The 17,574-nt window shown below is 39.8% G+C and carries 22 protein-coding genes and 2 pseudogenes; 8 read left to right on the plus strand and 16 right to left on the minus strand.

The genetic code is table 11. The features are described from left to right. Positions 1 to 562 precede the first annotated feature (562 nt). The gene (locus FTU91_RS07275; RefSeq protein WP_180044429.1) at positions 563 to 1,021 is read right to left on the minus strand and encodes a DUF2147 domain-containing protein; all 459 of its coding nucleotides are present in this window, start codon (positions 1,019 to 1,021) and stop codon (positions 563 to 565) included. Positions 1,022 to 1,587: 566 nt separating this feature from the next. Here FTU91_RS07275 and tusD point away from each other — a divergent pair. Genes tusD through FTU91_RS07295 form a run of 4 tightly spaced genes read left to right on the plus strand, consistent with a single transcriptional unit; the run spans position 1,588 to position 2,981 of the window. Further along, positions 1,588 to 1,956 carry a sulfurtransferase complex subunit TusD gene (gene tusD, locus FTU91_RS07280; RefSeq protein ID WP_166171770.1) on the plus strand — a complete coding sequence of 123 codons (369 nt, stop codon included), beginning with the start codon at positions 1,588 to 1,590 and terminating at the stop codon, positions 1,954 to 1,956. A 44-nt stretch (positions 1,957 to 2,000) separates the two neighbouring features. Beyond that, complete coding sequence (locus FTU91_RS07285) at positions 2,001 to 2,351, plus strand: hypothetical protein (RefSeq protein WP_086197063.1); 351 nt, start codon at positions 2,001 to 2,003, stop codon at positions 2,349 to 2,351. A 20-nt stretch (positions 2,352 to 2,371) separates the two neighbouring features. Then, the gene (locus FTU91_RS07290) at positions 2,372 to 2,656 is read left to right on the plus strand and encodes a hypothetical protein (protein WP_180044427.1); all 285 of its coding nucleotides are present in this window, start codon (positions 2,372 to 2,374) and stop codon (positions 2,654 to 2,656) included. A 13-nt stretch (positions 2,657 to 2,669) separates the two neighbouring features. Further along, positions 2,670 to 2,981 carry a TusE/DsrC/DsvC family sulfur relay protein gene (locus FTU91_RS07295; protein WP_180081641.1) on the plus strand — a complete coding sequence of 104 codons (312 nt, stop codon included), beginning with the start codon at positions 2,670 to 2,672 and terminating at the stop codon, positions 2,979 to 2,981. Between the two features lie 284 nt (positions 2,982 to 3,265). On the opposite strand, the gene FTU91_RS07300 is transcribed toward FTU91_RS07295, so the two are convergent. Continuing rightward, positions 3,266 to 4,165 carry a LysR family transcriptional regulator gene (locus tag FTU91_RS07300; protein ID WP_180044425.1) on the minus strand — a complete coding sequence of 300 codons (900 nt, stop codon included), beginning with the start codon at positions 4,163 to 4,165 and terminating at the stop codon, positions 3,266 to 3,268. Positions 4,166 to 4,261: 96 nt separating this feature from the next. On the opposite strand from FTU91_RS07300, the gene FTU91_RS07305 reads away from it, so the two are divergent. Further along, entirely contained in the window at positions 4,262 to 4,696 is a 435-nt protein-coding gene (locus FTU91_RS07305; protein WP_180044423.1) for a CidA/LrgA family protein, read from the plus strand. 1 nt (position 4,697) lies between these two features. Continuing rightward, positions 4,698 to 5,390 carry an LrgB family protein gene (locus tag FTU91_RS07310; protein WP_180044421.1) on the plus strand — a complete coding sequence of 231 codons (693 nt, stop codon included), beginning with the start codon at positions 4,698 to 4,700 and terminating at the stop codon, positions 5,388 to 5,390. 67 nt (positions 5,391 to 5,457) lie between these two features. On the opposite strand, the gene FTU91_RS07315 is transcribed toward FTU91_RS07310, so the two are convergent. The 11 genes and pseudogenes from FTU91_RS07315 to FTU91_RS07365 all read right to left on the minus strand — a co-directional run bounded on the left by FTU91_RS07315 (position 5,458) and on the right by FTU91_RS07365 (position 12,085). Further along, entirely contained in the window at positions 5,458 to 6,207 is a 750-nt protein-coding gene (locus FTU91_RS07315) for an adenosylcobinamide-GDP ribazoletransferase (RefSeq protein WP_180044419.1), read from the minus strand. Further along, a complete protein-coding gene (locus FTU91_RS07320) occupies positions 6,204 to 6,812 on the minus strand; it encodes a histidine phosphatase family protein (RefSeq protein WP_180044417.1) in 609 nt (202 codons plus the stop codon). Before FTU91_RS07320 ends, FTU91_RS07315 begins: the two co-directional genes overlap by 4 nt. A gap of 27 nt (positions 6,813 to 6,839) precedes the next feature. Further along, the gene (cobT, locus tag FTU91_RS07325; protein ID WP_180044415.1) at positions 6,840 to 7,892 is read right to left on the minus strand and encodes a nicotinate-nucleotide--dimethylbenzimidazole phosphoribosyltransferase; all 1,053 of its coding nucleotides are present in this window, start codon (positions 7,890 to 7,892) and stop codon (positions 6,840 to 6,842) included. Then, the gene (cobU, locus tag FTU91_RS07330; protein ID WP_180044413.1) at positions 7,892 to 8,410 is read right to left on the minus strand and encodes a bifunctional adenosylcobinamide kinase/adenosylcobinamide-phosphate guanylyltransferase; all 519 of its coding nucleotides are present in this window, start codon (positions 8,408 to 8,410) and stop codon (positions 7,892 to 7,894) included. The genes cobT and cobU overlap by 1 nt, the downstream gene beginning before the upstream one ends. Beyond that, entirely contained in the window at positions 8,407 to 9,036 is a 630-nt protein-coding gene (locus FTU91_RS07335) for a 2'-5' RNA ligase family protein (protein ID WP_368856204.1), read from the minus strand. The genes cobU and FTU91_RS07335 overlap by 4 nt, the downstream gene beginning before the upstream one ends. A gap of 403 nt (positions 9,037 to 9,439) precedes the next feature. Next, positions 9,440 to 10,413 (minus strand): annotated as a pseudogene (locus FTU91_RS07340) (terminase); the annotation flags it as partial. A gap of 10 nt (positions 10,414 to 10,423) precedes the next feature. Next, positions 10,424 to 10,888: pseudogene (locus tag FTU91_RS07345) on the minus strand (putative metallopeptidase); the annotation flags it as partial. Then, entirely contained in the window at positions 10,848 to 11,285 is a 438-nt protein-coding gene (locus FTU91_RS07350; RefSeq protein ID WP_180044409.1) for a hypothetical protein, read from the minus strand. The pseudogene FTU91_RS07345 and the gene FTU91_RS07350, both read right to left, overlap by 41 nt. Further along, positions 11,275 to 11,451 (minus strand): hypothetical protein, encoded by a 177-nt coding sequence (locus FTU91_RS07355; RefSeq protein WP_180044407.1) that lies wholly within the window; start codon positions 11,449 to 11,451, stop codon positions 11,275 to 11,277. Before FTU91_RS07355 ends, FTU91_RS07350 begins: the two co-directional genes overlap by 11 nt. Positions 11,452 to 11,507: 56 nt before the next feature. Further along, the gene (locus tag FTU91_RS07360) at positions 11,508 to 11,894 is read right to left on the minus strand and encodes a type II toxin-antitoxin system HicB family antitoxin (RefSeq protein WP_180044405.1); all 387 of its coding nucleotides are present in this window, start codon (positions 11,892 to 11,894) and stop codon (positions 11,508 to 11,510) included. 2 nt (positions 11,895 to 11,896) lie between these two features. Continuing rightward, on the minus strand, positions 11,897 to 12,085 hold the full coding sequence (locus FTU91_RS07365) for a type II toxin-antitoxin system HicA family toxin (protein ID WP_180081615.1): 189 nt from the start codon (positions 12,083 to 12,085) through the stop codon (positions 11,897 to 11,899). Positions 12,086 to 12,690: 605 nt separating this feature from the next. Here FTU91_RS07365 and FTU91_RS07370 point away from each other — a divergent pair. Continuing rightward, on the plus strand, positions 12,691 to 12,873 hold the full coding sequence (locus tag FTU91_RS07370; protein ID WP_180044403.1) for a hypothetical protein: 183 nt from the start codon (positions 12,691 to 12,693) through the stop codon (positions 12,871 to 12,873). A 473-nt stretch (positions 12,874 to 13,346) separates the two neighbouring features. Here FTU91_RS07370 and ybaK read toward each other — a convergent pair whose 3' ends face one another. The 3 genes from ybaK to FTU91_RS07385 all read right to left on the minus strand — a co-directional run bounded on the left by ybaK (position 13,347) and on the right by FTU91_RS07385 (position 16,456). Then, positions 13,347 to 13,814 carry a Cys-tRNA(Pro) deacylase gene (ybaK, locus tag FTU91_RS07375; RefSeq protein WP_180043976.1) on the minus strand — a complete coding sequence of 156 codons (468 nt, stop codon included), beginning with the start codon at positions 13,812 to 13,814 and terminating at the stop codon, positions 13,347 to 13,349. A gap of 454 nt (positions 13,815 to 14,268) precedes the next feature. After that, positions 14,269 to 14,733 (minus strand): MarR family winged helix-turn-helix transcriptional regulator, encoded by a 465-nt coding sequence (locus FTU91_RS07380; protein WP_086197423.1) that lies wholly within the window; start codon positions 14,731 to 14,733, stop codon positions 14,269 to 14,271. A gap of 520 nt (positions 14,734 to 15,253) precedes the next feature. Beyond that, a complete protein-coding gene (locus FTU91_RS07385) occupies positions 15,254 to 16,456 on the minus strand; it encodes an alkane 1-monooxygenase (RefSeq protein WP_180081617.1) in 1,203 nt (400 codons plus the stop codon). A 192-nt stretch (positions 16,457 to 16,648) separates the two neighbouring features. On the opposite strand from FTU91_RS07385, the gene FTU91_RS07390 reads away from it, so the two are divergent. Then, positions 16,649 to 17,572 carry an AraC family transcriptional regulator gene (locus FTU91_RS07390; RefSeq protein ID WP_180081619.1) on the plus strand — a complete coding sequence of 308 codons (924 nt, stop codon included), beginning with the start codon at positions 16,649 to 16,651 and terminating at the stop codon, positions 17,570 to 17,572. The last annotated feature ends 2 nt before the right edge of the window (positions 17,573 to 17,574 follow it).

Raw genomic sequence — 17,574 nt, forward strand, 5'->3', positions numbered from 1 at the left:
AAAGTCGTTTGAATGATTTCTTCTTGGTCTACGTGCCATAAAATACTCCATATATTGATGTTTATAACATCATTTGAGGAGCAGAATATCACTTATAGGAGTTGTTCAAATTTCCGGATCCATCTCTGTTGAGACTGGGTCTATAATAACTATTCTGCATGAGTTCAACATATTTTTAGTATATTGATCTAACCAAAGTCATACAGCACATTCTCTATATTGAACTAAAAATGAGTTTGTTTAACGCCAGCATACTTTTTGAAACACCACCCAAAATTCTATACGCCTAGTTGTTAAACAAGCTTAAATAAAATAGTAATATATTAAGCATACTTTAATGATCAAATACTACGGATAGTATTTGATCGCACAGACCCACTTCGGTGGGTTTCTTATTTCTGAAATAAACTTTCGCTATTTTATAGGCAAGGTCGGATTCGAAGGTAAGACCTGTAATAACTAAGTAGCACTAATTCCCAAAACCCATCCCTGTGATGGGTTTCTTTTGCCTATTCTTGCTTATAATTTATTTACAAATAAAAATAATCACTTGAGAATTATATCAGAGCTTCTTCCAAGTCATGATGCTAGTTACATTGGCACTTTTAGCTTTACCATTGACTTTCATTTGGTCTCCAGCAGCATTTAAACTGGCATCAATATCATATACACGTCCATCCTGCGTATTAATCCAAATACCCTTGTTAAATTGTTTATTGCTAGTATCAGCAACCAGACCTTTAAGAGCTTCCATTCCAAAAATTGGCTGATTCTTCAGTTCACCTTGGCATTTGCTACATACTTCAGAATTTGCAACACCAGGTAAAGATCGATTTTTAGTAATGACAGCACTGTACTGTTGTGTTTTAGAATTCTTGCGAATCACGATGTCTGAAACATAATAACCAGTACGATCATCAATAACTTTCCAAGTGCCAATTAACGGATCGAATGGCATAGCGGCTAATGGATTGATTAGCCCAAAAAATAATGCAGTAGCAGCAAAAAATTTACGGTTCATAAAAAGTATTTACAATTCAAAGAAATAAATAAGCACGGCTGTGCTCAAAATTGGCGAGAGTATAACAATTATTTTTCTATTAAGACATTAATTTCATTAGATTTAAATATATATCTGCTAGCTATTCCCAAAATTAATCAAAGATTAAAATCAAGATATCATCATTTTTACAACGTTCACTTACCTTACTATCAAGCCAAAATCAAAGAAAACCATGACATGTAATAATGAAGTAACGCTACCCAACCAACCCATCCCAGTGATGGGTTTTCTTTTGAAAAGGCCAGCATTGGTGTAGATCTGGTTCAAATTACTTTTTATTTTACCAATAATATGAAAAAAGGAAGGGAATATAGGGAATTTCATGCAGATAAAAAAATAGGTTTTATGATTTTTAACTTTAACAAACCCAATTAAATCATTGTTTTTAAATAATTATTTTTGAAATAATTTTAACATTAAGTTCTGAATTCTTTAGATACCACCTAAAATCATTGTATACTACCCTTTTCTTATGAAGTTTGGATGCATCAATATTGGATTGGGCATTCTTCAAGTGAATTTCGATGAGTACCTTATTACTAATTACCTCCGCTCCAACCTCGATCTATGCCTGGCATGCCTTGGGTCTTGCTCAGGCCTTGCACGCTAAAAACCAGCCATTTCGCGTGTTCTTCTATCAGGACGGTGTTGCTGTAGCAAATGCCTTGCAATGGGTTCCGGATGATCAGCGTAACTTGACCGAAGAATGGCAGAAACTGGCGATTCGCTTACCGGTATGCGTGAGTGCTGCGTTGGCGCGTGGTATTAGCGATGAAGAAAATGCCAAACGACATCAAATTAGCCAACACAATCTTGCGCAAGGCTTTGAACTGGTTGGTCTGGGTGAACTTGCCGATGCAGTACAGTCAACACAACGTCTGATTCAATTCTAAGACGATATTTTTTTGGTATTTGTTGCTTTTAAAAGGTAAATTGTGTGAAATCTGTACTCGTTATTCTGACCCAAGCCAATCTGGCCAATCTGCAGGTGCATGAAAGCCTGTCTGCCACGATGGTACTGGCAACTTTTGGCTGTGAAGTGAAAGTTTTACTGCAAGATGCAGCCTTAAGTTTACTCAATGCCGAACTGCCATTTGATCAGCTTAAACATGCCTTTAAAGTGGCATCCAATATGGTCGATAGCTTTGAATTTTATGACCTTAGCCCGATTTTGATTGAAAACAAACATCAACATTCACACTTTGTAGCCAATGCTCAACAGGATATTGAATTTGTTGAGTTAAATCCTGATTTCATTCAAAGTTTTGATTTTGTATTGTACTGGTAAAGTTGAAGAGTAAACTGATTATGTCGAATAAAAGCTTATATTTGGTGCAAAGTACTTTTTCAGCAACCCCGAATGTTTTGAGCAAATTGCAACAGGTTTATAGCCCTGAAGATACGGTTGTGATGATGGGGGAATCGGTCCTGCAACTACAGCATCCATTTCTGCAACCATTGGACAAGGTGTATGTACTGGACACCGATGCGGAAATCCTGGCGGGACAAACAACCAAAAATTTACAGCTGATTTCTTATGCAGAATTTGCAGATATTTGCCTCAACTATACCCGCTGTATTCGCTTGAACTAATTTGAGATTTATGATGAATTTAGAACTCGATCAAGATGGTCACTTAATCGATTACACCATTTGGAATGAAACGGTGGCTCAAGAGTTGGCAAACTCTCTGGAGCTACAACTTACAGCGTGGCATTTTGAAGTTTTGCATGCAGTACGCCAGTTCTATCAACAGTTTGGACATTCACCGGCAACACGCCCACTGATCAAATTCCTGATGAAAACCGTCAGTGCCGATATCAATAATGCCGTCTTGCAAGAGCAATTTAAGACCGGTCTGGTAGCACGTCATTTAAGCCGTCTGGCAGGCATTCCTAAACCGCCGAATTGTCTATAAATCCTGAAGGAAAAGATTTAGGATGATATTTTGTGCTGTTCCCGATAGTCGTATTCATCTCACGTCAGTTCAACTTTAACCTGCCTGGCATGCAGCGTTTCATGACACTCAGAACATACCCGTCACGGGATCACTTTATGACCACATCTTTTATACATATATTGCATCGGCTGTCCTAAATCTTCATTCATCCATTGATCTGCCCAATGTGCCATAGACATTAAAAAGGGATTCAGTCTGCATCCAAACCCTGTTTTTTACAGTCGACTGCCAACCAAGTTTTTTTAAAAGTGAATTTTATCCCGATTTTCCTCAATAATTTTTAACCATGCCCGTGTTGCAGGGTTCATGGCAACGGTGGTATTCCAGGCCATGCTCAGCGTCCAGTTCAGATGCGGGCTTTCCAGCAGGCTGATGTTAAATTTCTCCTGATCCAGCTGTTCACAGTAAATTTTTGGTAACAAAGCAATCCCGACATCCGACTCGACCATTTTGGCAATAAAGTCCCATTGGCTACTTTTACAAACCACATGCGGTTCAAAACCGACGTAATTCGCTGCCTGAATAATCATATTGTTTAAAGTGAAGGAATCATCATAAAGCAAAAAAGACTCTTCTTTTAATTCAATCAATTTTACGGTTTGTCGATCCTTCCACTGGGTATCTTTTCGAGAAAGCAAACATAAGGGCGAATCCATAATAGGAATACCGCTCAGTACCGGTTTTAAATGTCCCAATAAAATGCCAACATCGACTTTTTTCGCCAAAATGGCATCTTCAATCGCAGCTGCACCGACTTCCAGAAAACTTAATTCGATATGTGGATATTGCTTGTGAAACTTGGCAATTAAACTACTGAGTAAAACTGAACCTAATGGCGGTAAACCTAGGGTTAATTTGCCCTGTTTGAGCTGCCGGATTTTAGCCACTGTTTCAAAAATACGTTGCTGTTGTTCCAGTATGACCAAAGCATGTTGATACACTTGTTCACCAGTATAGGTTAAGGCAACATCCCTTTTACGCCCGGCTTCTCCCTTATGAAATAAAGCCACACCAATTTCCTGTTCCAGGTGATGTATGGTCTTACTGATGGTGGGCTGGGTCACACACATCTCCTCTGCTGTTCGGGTAAAACTTTGCAATTGCACGATTTTAACGAATACGCTCAGACTCTTAATATCCACCTATCATTCCATTTATGCATAATATTTTTTTTATTATTCATAATATGAACACATGGTCAAATTTAAAATACCTGCAAGTTTTTATATTTTCTGATTATGTCTACTTCTTCACGTTCTGCTCCATCAATTTATATTACTCAGGTGGTATTACAGCTCAGTCTGCTGATCTTCATCTGGTGGATTTCCTCACTGATACAACATGCGCTCAATTTACCGGTTTCTGCCGGAGTTATTGGCCTGTTACTGGTGTTAATGGCTTTACTGAGTGGCCTGTTTAAACTGCAATGGATTAAAACAGGTTCAGATTTTATTCTCGGTGAACTGGTGTTGTTATTTATTCCCTGTGTAGTCGGCATCATTAAATATAAAGACCTGCTTTTGACCCAAGGCTGGCAACTGATTTTATCAGTCGTGATCGGCACTTTCTGTGTGATGCTGGCTACAGCCTATAGCGTATATTTCGGTTTTAAACTGGAAGCCCGTTTAAAGCATAAATCACAATCCCGACACCTGTTAGAACAGGGAAAATAATATGAACCTGACTGCGCTTATATGTTTTCTCGGGACACTCATCTGTTATGTACTGGCTAAAAAACTGCATAAAAAATATCCCTACATGCTGTTGGCACCCGGTATTTTTGTGCCTCTTATTCTGGTGATATTGATGCTGGCGTTCAATATTTCCTATGATAGCTATATGGTGGAAAATCAATGGCTGATCTGGATGTTGGGACCTGCGACCATTGCCTTTGCCATTCCGATTTATGAATATCGCAAAGTCATTACAGCACATGCCTTGTCGATTGGTTTAGGCATTGTGGTGGGCATGATTGCCGGTGTGATCAGCGCATTTTATCTGGCAAGATTATTTCATTTTGACCAGGCCACGTCTTACAGTTTAATGGCCCGTTCCATTTCTACGCCCTTTGCCATGGAACTCACTTCCCATATAGGCGGTTCGGTTGAACTGGTGATTTTATTTACCATGATTACCGGGATTGCGGGTGTAGCGATGGGAGATATGCTTCTACTGGCACTCAAACTCAATTCACGCTTTGCTCAAGGCGCGTCTTTTGGGAATGCGGCACATGGTTTTGGTACCAGTAAAGCCTTTATGCGCCATCGTGAGGAAGGTGTGGTGGCCTGTTTGACCATGGTACTTGCAGGGGTATTTATGGTGCTGCTGGGACCGGCAATTATTTCCATGGTCGTGACTTATTTATAAGTGATAATGCCCATGATACGGAAGTGATGCTGTTGAGGTGATCAGGCTGCTCACTTCCTCTTTTTAATCATGGAATGGTTAAATAAAAACTCGCTACAATAAAACTCAAAAGACTCACCGCCTCGCAAATTTCAATACTCGCCCCTACCGTATCACCGGTAATTCCCCCAATACGCTGGATAAATTTATACCTTAAATAAAGCAATGTACCTAGCATAGATAAAGCACACAGCATTCCAGCCCATCCCCAATACACTGATGTTAGTAAACTTAATACACATACAATAATGGCGGCAGTTTTCGGAATAAATTCTGCAATTGAAGTGCCTAAACCTTTTTGGCGCACATAAGGGGTGGTTAAAAATAAAAATAACGGCGCTAAACGACCCAATAGCGGAAATAAAATCAGGGCTGAATAGTATTGCTGTTCCAATAATACATACAGTGCCGACCATTTTATTAGGCATAGAATGATTAAACTCAGCACCCCTATTGGCCCACAGCTCGGGTCTTTCATAATAGCTAAGGTACGTTCAGGATCACCAAAACCACCAACCCAGGCATCAGCAGTATCAGCCAGACCATCCAGATGCAACCCGCCTGTCAGCCAAATCCATAGCACTAAAATCACACTACTTAATAAAATAACGGGGATCGCCTGTAAAAGATGGGCAAGTGCAAATAAAATCAGGCCAATAATCAGTCCAATCACAGGATAAAACAGCAAAGATTGAGCATTTTGCTGTTTGCTCGGCATCTGTTTTAATTGAACTGGAAATATCGTTAAAAACTGCAGTGCAATAAAAAATGGCGTCATGCTGATTGCTCCACATATTCAATGCTTAAATCATCATGTAGAATGAAATGATTGAATTGCCCCAGTTCAGCAGACATTTTTAAAATATTGTCCAAGGGTTGATTGAATGCCAGACATTTTAACAGTTTAATCACCCCACCATGCGTGACCACCATTGCATGTGCAAATTGATTGTGCTGCATGGAACCCTGAATTTGTTGCAGCGCATGTAAAATACGCTGCTGAAACTGCTGCATTGTTTCTGCATTGGGTGGACTAAATCGGGTTGGAGTTTCCCAGAACTGCGCCAATACATCCGGCTGCTTTTCATAGATCTCTTGCGTAGAAACAGCTTCCCAATCGCCAAAATGCATTTCCTGCAAATTTCGATCTAGAATAAGTTCAAGCTTTAAATTGCTGGCAATTTCATCTGCAAATAAAGCACAGCGCTGCAAAGGCGAACTAAACACAATATCCCAGGGGTTAGGTGAATTATTTTTTAAGAATTGATCTACCGTTTGTTGCATTTGCTGCCAGCCTGAATCCGTCAAGGCGTCATCAGTTGAACCACGCAAAGTATGACTCAGCTCGGTCTCGCCATGACGCAGCAAATCAATCCTGTACATCTTAAATCATCCTTAAATCTAGACAGATTAAACTTTTTCACCTGTCACGGCGGCTTCGGCAAAAGTTGCCATATTGTTATGCAGGCTGCATGCTAACTTGATGATTCCTAAAGCTGCCCCGGCACCACTGCCTTCGCCCAGGCGTAAATTCAGTTTCAGCAAAGGGTTGGCATTCAGTTCTTGCAATAAACGTTGATGACCGTATTCAGCAGACTGATGTCCAAACAGCATCCAGTCACGTACAGCCGGATTTAATCGTACGGCGACTAATGCAGATGCTGTGGTGATAAAACCATCAACCACCATAGGCAAACCCAGTTGTGCACAGCGAATATAAGCACCGGCCATTGCAGCCACTTCCAGTCCACCCACGGCGCACAAGGCTTTAAATGCATCATCGCCTACATATTCCTGGTGTAATGCTATCGCACGGTTAATGACATTTTTCTTATGGTTGAGCTGTTCTTCACCGATCCCTGTCCCTACACCGGTCAGTTGCTCAGCAGGCTCATTCAGCAAAAAACAGGCGACAGCAGAAGCAGAACAGGTATTGCCAATACCCATTTCCCCAGCCACATAGATTGAAGCACCCTCTGCAACTGCCTCATCTACACTTTTACGACCAAGATTTAAAGCTTCTATACATTGTGCTTCAGTCATGGCCACTTGTTTGGCAAAGTTGGCCGTACCCGGGATAATGCAATAACGTTCAACGCCTGCATATTCATAGGCATCACCGACTGAACCACAGTCAATCACTTGCAGTCTGGCATTGTATTCCTTGGCAATTACGCTAATACAGGCTCCACCGCTGGTGAAATTTTGCAGCATTTGGCGAGTTACCGCTTGCGGATAGGCTGAAATGTTTTCTTCCATCACGCCATGGTCACCGGCAAAAATGGTAATCCACGGTTTATCAATGTTCGGGCGCTGATTGTTTTGCAAACAGGCCAACTGAATTGCAACATTTTCCAGTTCAGAAAGTGAACCGGTTGGTTTGGTTAACTGTAATTGACGCTCTGCAGCCTGCAGTCGGGCTTCTGCACTTGGCGTTTTACACGCATCTAACCACCAGTTCATTATTTCTCTCCTTTTAAAATCATGGGAAAACCAGCTACACAAAAAATCACCTTATCGGCAAGCTGTCCAAGTTGCTGATGTAAGCGGCCAGATTCATCTACAAACTTGCGGCTGATCTCACCCATGGGAACAACGCCCAATCCAGTTTCATTGCTCACCAAAATGATTTGTGATTGCAAACTTGGCAGCACATCCAGTAATTTTTCACATTCTACAGCTTGCAGATTTTCATCTTCATGCATTAACAGATTAGTCATCCATAGCGTCAGGCAATCGACCAGGATCAGCTGATTTGCTGCGTCAATTTGCTGCAATCGCTCTGCCAGTGAGAAAGGCTCTTCAATCAGCTGCCAATGGGCAGGACGCTGCATTTGATGATGATAAATCCGTTCCTGCATTTCCGTATCTAAAGCTTGAGCCGTTGCAATATAACTGACTGGTAAACCTGAATCTTTTGCGGCTTGTTCCGCAAGACGACTTTTGCCGGAACGCGCGCCGCCTAAAATGAGTTGAATCATGCCTCACCCAAAATAACTTGATGGTATGGTGTTAATGGCCCCTGCAAGGTTTGGGCATGATAGGTCCCAAAAGTTAATTGCTCGGCCTGAAATTCAAATTGCTGCTGTGAAATATTTTGCATGCGCTCAAACACTGCATCACTATTGATTTTGTCTTTATACAGACCCAAAGTGATATGAGGACAATATTGCAACGCTGCGACTTCTGCTGAACAGGTATATAACTGTTGACGAACCTCGGCCAGGCTTCCTTCAATATCCTCAATTTCAATAAAAAGTGCGCTTTCAAAACTATTTAAGTTCCTTGTCTTCAATTTAAATGAAGATTTTTTTTCCCGGTTTAAAAGTTCAATTTGCCGTTGTAATCGTTGCTGGCTAAAATCGTCATCCCAAACCTGCTGGTGAGTGGTCAAAAAACCGCAAATAAACAAGGTGATATGAAACTGGCGCGTATTGGGCGTAAACAGTAGGTCAGAAAAATGCTGACGTAAATGGTCTAAATAGAGCAGCAATTCAGGCGACTGGATTTCCAGATACCAGAGTGAATAATCCGTGCGCCCCTTATGCCACTCAGGATAGTCCTGTGCAAGCGTGGGCACAACTGGCATTGCAGGCTTTAGAAACACATAAAATTCACATTAAATTCAATCACCTTATTTAACCATGAATTTGATGCAATTAAATAAAGCATTGGCTTAACAATATTCAGCCTATGCTGAAATTTATTCAGTTCTTCAAGCATATTCCTGATGCGACCACATTTCGGCATAAAGTCTATGTTCGCCTTGGGCACGTCGATCGACGATTTCCTTTAGCTCCGCCTGTTGTTCTGCGTTGATTTTTACTCCACATTGGCCTAGTCGTCTCAGAGATGTATATCTTCCAATTAGTTCTATCACAGAAAGGCTTCGTGTCGATGTAGAAAGTGAAAGTGAAAGTGAAAGTGAAAGTGAAACTATAAATAATATTGTTTTACTGGGTGATTACAATGTCGAGCCTTACGACAAAAGAATTGTTCACCATTTACAGTCATCTAGAGAGAAAGAGCTGGTACTTACCCGCACCTGCAGGTTTCTTTCTTTTCCGCTCTCTAATATCACTGAAACAAATCATCACGCCGTCAGCCCGGTTTGGTGACAGTACACCGTCAGGCTGCTTATTCACTAAAATTTTGCCTGCACCATTTTTGCTATAGGTGGGTTGTGAAAGTTCGCGCTTAAGTTGTTCAAGCTCTTGCTTATCTATGTCTTGTGTTGAGAGTGAAATAAGACTGTCTGGGTCATATTGCATGTCCTGCAAAGCTCGATAGGTATTCTGGAATCGAAGACGCAGCGACCACTACATCTGGGCTTTAAGATTGGCGAAGAAGTCCACGTTTTTACGCGCCTCAACCATCTCCTGCTCGGGGTTATGTACTGCACCTGATCCCCGGAAAGGATTAGCCTCAATTTCTGACATCCCCCTCACTTGATTTTGCTCATTAATGACGCGAGCATCACCGCATACACCAGCTCCTAACCCATCCGCATCGTAGAAGAACAAATTCAGTTTTAGATCCAGGCATGCATCGATAGCTTTTTGCGTGGTACCAAAAATGTCATCACCAACGCCTGACCATGTATCCAGGTATTGCAATACAATCCCGTGACGAGCCGCAAAAAAGTTTTTATCCTTACCTTCATCTGCTACATCCAGTGCACCGTTACGCTCACCAGAAGGCTGAATACCGAGCTCAATATGAGAATCAACAGCAGCTTCAACCCATGCGGAGGGGATCAGCATGCCTTCAACCGATGCTGCGTAATCAATATCTACTTCTTGAGCCAAAACGACGTCATCAAGTGTGGCCTTTTGCTTTTCATACCATGGATAAAAATCAATTTTCCATGTAGCTCAGCCAGCCAATTCTTATCAGGATTAGCCCTCCAAGGCATGGTAAAGACGGCGTAACGACCGCTAAAACGATCCTGGTGAAAGCGATCGCCGATACCATTGGGAGTAGAGAGCAGTCATATCACTATAGATGATCTCGCCATCTTCATCGCACTCAACACCAATGTGATAAAGCTCATGTTCAATCAAACGACAAAATTCACGATCTGAAGCTTGCTCACAAAATGCAGCATCAACCGTAATCAAATATTGAGGTACGAAACCGAACCAGTCGCGTATCTGCTGTTCCTGGCGTGCCTGCTTCCATCCGCCTTGGTTAAACATGACCTTTTCACATTGCCACAGCACCATACGTTTTTTAGCTACGGCGGCAGATGATGCCCAAGCAAATGCAAGGAACTCTTCATTGTCGTGAAGTAGCTCAGCAATATGATCATGATCCGGGTTATGGAGTTCACCACCAAGGGTCAGCCAGTTTTTGACAACCCATTCTTTTAATTCCACGGCGGGCGCTAATAAAATCGCTTCTTCTTCCTCAGCCTGATCAATCAGATTCGATGGTGGGAATGGTCTGAACTGGTCCATAAGATGCCTTTAAATTTCTCAGCCACATCGTAGCTCGACCCATATTGATGTCTGCAGGTAAAAACTGCTGAAACCGATATCCCATTTCTTCAGCATGGTCATACCGGTCGATGCTCCAGGCTTTTGTAGCCAGCTTACCTTTACGACCACCTGACCAAGGACCACCCGCAATTTCAATCAGCATTCGATATTCAATAAGGTGAAAATCAAACCGCCAATGCTTAGTGCTTTTGAAGTGAAAATACTCTTCATATTTAATTTCCATGCGATCAAGGATTTCTTTGAGTCGATCGAATGCTTCTAAGTATTTTTCACCGGCTTTGGGTAGTGGTCTGGTACGAGATTTCTTTTTAAGTGGGCCTTTATCAGTTAAGGCTTTGTATTGATCAGGATTCATATAAAGCAAAGCGCAAATTCTTAATACGCTCTCTCAACTTAATCATGATGCCGTCAATTGCCAGTAACTCATTTCGAGTCAACCCAGCCTGACTGAGATTTTGATACTTAGACAGCTCAGCACTGCAAAATTCTAAGTCTTGTTTCGCTTGTACTTTGTCTGTCATGAGTACCTCAAAATAAAAAACCCAGCACTCAGGCTGGGGCTGTCATATTGTTTATTTTACTGATGCAATGCCATTTCCGCACTTTTGGCTAAAAATGCCGAACGGCTTAAGTGTTGTTTCTTGGCCACAGCATCAATACGCTTCACCAAAGCTTCCGGCATACTGATATTAATACGAACAGACTTGGTATTTACCTTTGTCGTATCAATATCAACTAACAGCCAAAAACCACCTTCAAATCTCTCATCACCTAACCATCGCTCTGGGCTTGATGGTACAGGTAACGGAATATCTTCACCATCAAAGTGAACCTCAACCGCTTCCTGCGCCATGCGCTGGATGTCTTGCATTTCATCCGCAGCACTGAAACACCCTTCAAAGTCAGGGAAAGTTAAACCGTATGCAGCATCTTCATCTTTATGAACATATACTGGATATAACATATTTACCTCCATTCCCAACCAGCCTGTTTATATATATTGCGTAGAGTACCTATCGGCATATCTTTACGTGGATGTGGCACCACAACATGACCGGGTTTATCGGGATGCTTATACTTTTCATGGTCGCCTTTACCGCCAACCTTGTACCAGCCTTCCTGCTCCAGAGGCTTAATAATGTCTTTGCTGTTCATTGTGTAATTATACACAACATTATTTCAATAAGGAATAGAAAAAGAAACCCCGCCAATATCTAGTATGTAGCGGGGTTTTATGTGCCGTAATACGTTCGGCAAAACTTTAAGCAAAAAAAAACCTGCATCTTGGGGAAGGTGCAGGTTATAAACTGAATTTAAGTAAATAATGTGGAGATTTACTTAATTTCCAACTAAAATACTCTGGATTACGCTACCTTTCAAGTTTTATTACAATATAATTTATTGATTTGTATATATTTAAAAATAATATTATTTTATTTAACTTCTTTCAAACAATCCCGACACACCTTGATTTCTTCATCATCAACCGTGTAATCGATTTCAGTCGCACCATGTAGGCCAAATAAACACATTAAGAATCGGAGCATTACTTTTCTCCATGCAAAAAAAAGCCCACTTAGGGAATACGATGTGGGCTTATAAAATAATGACCTTAGGGAGTTATTTAGAAACTACAGGAGTTTCTGTGAACAATTATACATATATCAACTAATATTTGATATTTATTTAAATCAAAATTTAAACTTTTGTTATATTTTGCTATCTTAGTCACACAATTTTCAAAAATAAAGAACCCCACCATGAAAAAGTATATTTTTTGGGCACTTTTAATGCTTCTTGCAATCTCAAGCTTAGGGTGCTTTGCTATATCAATCATTTCTAAAGACACGTTATTTGCAATACTCGGGGCTTTGCTTGCCTTGGCTGCACTTTTAACTTATCTAGAAATAAAATCCATCCATAGCGATCCATTTTTTAAGTAAGTATTTTAATTAGGTCGAATTCGCCATAATTAGAATCTGGAATACTTTTCGGAATAATTTGTTGTTAAAAATGTGACCCCCTCATTTGTGAAGGTACCATGCAAAAAAAAGCCCACCTCGAGAACATTGGTGGGCTTAAACTAAGGACCTTGGAGGGTCATTCAGAAACTACAGCTGTTTCTGGCTGCCATCATACATACTTATTCGTGAATTTTCTGTGAAAAAAATTAATTAAAATTTTAAATAATAGAAAATAAATCAATATATTATAAAAAATTAACTAATAATGTATCAAATATTAAAAAAGCCCGTTTTTGGTTTCACTCTTATGTTCAATCAGTGATTCTTGATATAGAATCAAATCATAAAGCCGCTTAATGCGGCTTTTGTTGTTTTGAAGGAATTGAATAAGTGAGTAATAATGTGAGTAACAAGTAAAAAATCACCCAAATTAATAGTTTAAAATAATGCGATTATTCATCAACAATATCAGCAAATTTAGCATCTAAAACGCGTGCTAAATCTTGTGGGTTTAACCCAACATCCAATCCCCTTTTTCCACCACTAACGTACATGGTTTTAAGGTTTTTAGCACTCTCACATATAATTGTTTTTAAACGTTTTTTCTGTCCAACCGGGCTAATTCCACCGACCAGATAACCTGTTAAACGTTCAGCATTTTTAGGATCAGCCATCTGTAATTTTTTACAGCCTACAGCCGCTGCCACTTTCTTTAAATTTAATTGATGATTGACCGGTAAAACTGCTACAAAGTAGTTCTTATCATCGGTGACTAATAAAGTTTTAAAGACTTCTTCAACGCTGAGCCCCAGTTTCTCAGCCGCTTCTAGACCAAAGCTTTTCGCATTGGCATCGTGTTCATATTCATGGATAGAAAATTCAATTTTATTGGATTTTAAAACTTTACAAGCTGGTGTCATTTTTTTGAGGATATTAATAACGAGATAAGTAAATTATATGCCCTTTAGAAACGAATGTTTAGATTGCTTAAGCTATTTTAGATTCATCTTTTAAATCACGTGACTCTACAAAAACATTAAAAAATCATTTTAGGACTTATATTTTAAAATCGAATTATGGACATAGCTAAAATCTAAGCCTAAGCAAGTGTGAGGTGATTCCCTATTCTACTGTCGACTAGACAAGCGGTTATTGTGATGTTGGTGTTGGGTATTGGTCTTCCTTTACTTGTTATCTCTAATTCATATACTTTTATTTGAAAAACTGGCTTTATCTTAGCAACCTGCTATAGCGCGATACTCAGGTTTAAATCAAAACTGTTAAAAATATCCTTTTTTAGTTTTAAAAAGTAGATCCTACAACAGTTGATAAAAAGCGTGGATATTGCATCCACGCTTTTTGGTTACATTAAAATTAATGAGCTAAATTTCTAAAAATAAGTTTAAGACTGTCTAACATTTTTTCAATTTGCAACGGGGTCAAACCTTCAAAAGACTGATCTAAAACAATATGACTCAGATCGTTAATTTTTTGTACCATTTGCTCGCCCATATGAGTTAAAACGACACGGGTAATTCGCGCATCGTCTTCACAACAATAAGTATGTACCAAGCCTTCATCTTTTAGACGATAAATAATTTTCGTAGTCGTCGACATCTTAAAAATCAGCATCTCGGATAGCTCGGATACACTCGCATTGGGCTTGGACTTTAAAGCCAACAAGATACGCCGACGAGAATTGTCTAAACCATATTTTTTTAACGCATGATCCACATTCTGAACATATTGAGAATGTACCTGAGTAATCCAGTAGTATGGAAAATTATCCAGATTAAACTCAGATGCTGCAGAAAAAAATTTACTGTATTTTCTTGTCATGTCAAAAAACCTCTAACTTATTGTTGTAATTTAAATTATTTTAATGTTCCAAATTTTATTTAAAGTCATTTTTTTAGCAATACATATTAAATTATTTTTATTGCTCATTCAAAAATTAAGTCTCCCATAAATTGTGTAAAAAATCTACAAAATTTGTATAAAATAAAAGCCCGACATCATGTCGGGCCTTTTCGTATTTGATGCTTAGATCTGACTCCTATCGTACATCACCTTGCTGATCTAAGAATTTTTTCTTTACTTCTATTTATTTTTTTATTGCTGAACTTCCTGTTCCTGTATGATTTGGTCACAGGAAAAATCTATTACACTAATCCGTAAACACCTTAAATTCCTGTGTGCCATAACGTATAAAAATGATGAATTTTACATCCAAGCTATCAAGATCATTCATATATGTTCTTCAAAAAAGAACGGGAAATTTTCCATCTCTGTAAAAATAAGTGCTTTTTTAAATATATTTATTGATAGAAAATTTCCAAATAGAACAGCGCACAATACTTTATAAAGACACACCGAACTTCTTGAATATGCTGGCACGGCGTTTTGGATGAATATTGGCTTTATTTAAATCACCTTTATAATGGTCGAATACACGTTTATCCATCATTTTAAACCAGAGCGATGGAATTAAAGCTGGTAATAACATGGTGGCATAACCACTTGGCAATTCAGGTGCTTCATCAAAGTGACGTAAGGCCTGAAATGGACGTGTCGGATAGGCATGATGATCGGAATGACGCTGCAACTGGTATAAAAACAGGTTGGTAGTAATATTGTTATTATTCCAGCTATGCTCAGGCATGGTGCGTGTATAAGTTCCATCTTCCTTTTTGTCACGCATTAGACCGTAATGTTCAATATAGTTAATAATCTCAAACAAACTGATGCCATAAAAAGCCTGCGTGGCCAAATAAGGAATTACATCTTTACCAAATAATTTCAGCATAGCGGCATGGAAAGCGGCACTCATCGCCCAACCTTGAAACAGTTCATTTTCCTTGCTAAAGAAAGATAAGCCTTTACGTTTTAAACGGTTCTTTTCAATTTCAATGGACGATTTAATTCCACCAAATACCGTTCTTGGCCAAAACTCATAGAAGCTTTCACCCATTTTCGAAGAAGCTGGATCTTCAGGCGTTGCAGCACGCTTATGATGTCCATAAGGATGTTCAACCCGAAAGTGATTATAAAACAGCGGCGCTAATGTGGCATGGGCAAGATAATGATCCTTTTTATGTGGTCGATGCGACAGCTCATGTGCTGTATTCACGCCTACACCATTAATCGCGCCCATGGAAATACCGAGCAGGATCTGATCCAGAAAAGAGGTTTCTTTACGACTTACCACATAGCCAGCAAAAAGATTGGCTGCCATCTGCAAAGGAATAAACAGTTTTACAATACGGTCATAATAAGGGTCTGCTACAAGTGACTTAATTTCTTCATCATTGGGATTATTACTGTCATCGCCCACAAGAGCATCAACCGTTGGAATAATCACATGCAGCAATAAAGGACCGCCCAAGGCAAATATTTTTTTCGTGGCTTTAGGACCAAACTGATAGCCAGCCAAAATCCCCATACCGATCACCGGTAAACCGGGGCTCAGCAGCCACCAATAACGTTTTTTGTCGAGGGCTAAGCCTGAAGCATTAGGCAGGGTCTGAAGTGTGGCTTGATTTAAATTTACTGGTGCATTCATGCTGGCGATCTTCCCTATTTTTTGTTCTAACGTTATATTTCTAGAAATAGGTCCTCAAGAACAGTTGTAAACGTCCAAAAAAGCTATGCAAACGTCCTTGGCATATCTAGCCAATTTTTGACCTAAAAACACATGCGGATATCAATCAAGGCTTTTTATAATTTTTATTCAATGATGACAGAACGATAAGACATGGATGCCTTAAGTAAAATTTTTGACGATATTCATCTGAATAAATCTGAATATATTTATTTAAAACCGCAAGGTCACTGGGCTTATGCTTATCAGGAACAGGATGCCATGATTGGCTATGTGGTTCTGGTAGGCACACTCAACATTCAGTTTGAATCAAAGAAAATGCTGCAGCTTGAGGCGGGAGACTTAATCCTGATTCCTTCAGGGCAAAACCATACCTGCCGAAGTAATAATAAAGACAATCTGGTTGAAGCACTTAATATTACCGGTCTTTTTGATGAAAAAAGGCAAGAAACCATTGAATTTGGAAGTACCAGCGGTGAACCAGCACTGATTCTGGCGATCCGCTGTCATATTGATACCATTATGGCACGTCCCTTACTGAATGCCCTGCCCGACTATATTCATATTCAGCATATTACCGGCAGCACTACCCCTGAATGGCTACAAATCGGATTACATTTTTTGGCCGTAGAAGCCTATCAAATTCGTCCGGGTCGCGACAAAATTCTCGATCATCTGGTCAGTATTCTTTTTATTGAATGTGTACGCGATTATATTGCCCAGTTAAGCGATTCCAATAACTGGCTCAGGGCTTTGGCACATACCGAACTGGCCAATGCTTTGGCCGCTATTCACGGTAAGCCTGATCAGGCCTGGACGGTAGAAAGTCTGGCTGAACAATGTTGTATGTCGCGTTCCAAGTTCGCCACCTTATTTAGCAGTATTGTAGGAGAAACACCATTGGCCTATTTACAGCAATACCGTTTCCGTTTGGCTTCACAGCATTTACGCGAAGGACAATTGTCGATACAGCAAATTGCCCATCGTGTTGGTTATTCTTCCGAAACGGCGTTTAGCCAGACTTTTAAACGCCTGTTTAATTTAACTCCGAGCCAATATCGCCAGCAGTTCCAGTAAAA

It is taken from the genome of Acinetobacter sp. YH12201, assembly GCF_013418145.1.
Lineage (GTDB): Bacteria > Pseudomonadota > Gammaproteobacteria > Pseudomonadales > Moraxellaceae > Acinetobacter.

Bases quoted from the DNA above. Each gene is read 5' to 3' on its own strand.
- FTU91_RS07275 (WP_180044429.1), bottom strand. From the start codon at position 1,021: ATGAACCGTAAATTTTTTGCTGCTACTGCATTATTTTTTGGGCTAATC.
- tusD (WP_166171770.1), top strand. From the start codon at position 1,588: ATGAGTACCTTATTACTAATTACCTCCGCTCCAACCTCGATCTATGCC.
- FTU91_RS07290 (WP_180044427.1), top strand. From the start codon at position 2,372: ATGTCGAATAAAAGCTTATATTTGGTGCAAAGTACTTTTTCAGCAACC.
- FTU91_RS07295 (WP_180081641.1), top strand. From the start codon at position 2,670: ATGAATTTAGAACTCGATCAAGATGGTCACTTAATCGATTACACCATT.
- FTU91_RS07305 (WP_180044423.1), top strand. From the start codon at position 4,262: ATGTCTACTTCTTCACGTTCTGCTCCATCAATTTATATTACTCAGGTG.
- FTU91_RS07310 (WP_180044421.1), top strand. From the start codon at position 4,698: ATGAACCTGACTGCGCTTATATGTTTTCTCGGGACACTCATCTGTTAT.
- FTU91_RS07315 (WP_180044419.1), bottom strand. From the start codon at position 6,207: ATGACGCCATTTTTTATTGCACTGCAGTTTTTAACGATATTTCCAGTT.
- FTU91_RS07320 (WP_180044417.1), bottom strand. From the start codon at position 6,812: ATGTACAGGATTGATTTGCTGCGTCATGGCGAGACCGAGCTGAGTCAT.
- cobT (WP_180044415.1), bottom strand. From the start codon at position 7,892: ATGAACTGGTGGTTAGATGCGTGTAAAACGCCAAGTGCAGAAGCCCGA.
- cobU (WP_180044413.1), bottom strand. From the start codon at position 8,410: ATGATTCAACTCATTTTAGGCGGCGCGCGTTCCGGCAAAAGTCGTCTT.
- FTU91_RS07350 (WP_180044409.1), bottom strand. From the start codon at position 11,285: ATGAATCCTGATCAATACAAAGCCTTAACTGATAAAGGCCCACTTAAA.
- FTU91_RS07355 (WP_180044407.1), bottom strand. From the start codon at position 11,451: ATGACAGACAAAGTACAAGCGAAACAAGACTTAGAATTTTGCAGTGCT.
- FTU91_RS07360 (WP_180044405.1), bottom strand. From the start codon at position 11,894: ATGTTATATCCAGTATATGTTCATAAAGATGAAGATGCTGCATACGGT.
- FTU91_RS07365 (WP_180081615.1), bottom strand. From the start codon at position 12,085: ATGAACAGCAAAGACATTATTAAGCCTCTGGAGCAGGAAGGCTGGTAC.
- FTU91_RS07370 (WP_180044403.1), top strand. From the start codon at position 12,691: ATGAAAAAGTATATTTTTTGGGCACTTTTAATGCTTCTTGCAATCTCA.
- ybaK (WP_180043976.1), bottom strand. From the start codon at position 13,814: ATGACACCAGCTTGTAAAGTTTTAAAATCCAATAAAATTGAATTTTCT.
- FTU91_RS07380 (WP_086197423.1), bottom strand. From the start codon at position 14,733: ATGACAAGAAAATACAGTAAATTTTTTTCTGCAGCATCTGAGTTTAAT.
- FTU91_RS07385 (WP_180081617.1), bottom strand. From the start codon at position 16,456: ATGAATGCACCAGTAAATTTAAATCAAGCCACACTTCAGACCCTGCCT.
- FTU91_RS07390 (WP_180081619.1), top strand. From the start codon at position 16,649: ATGGATGCCTTAAGTAAAATTTTTGACGATATTCATCTGAATAAATCT.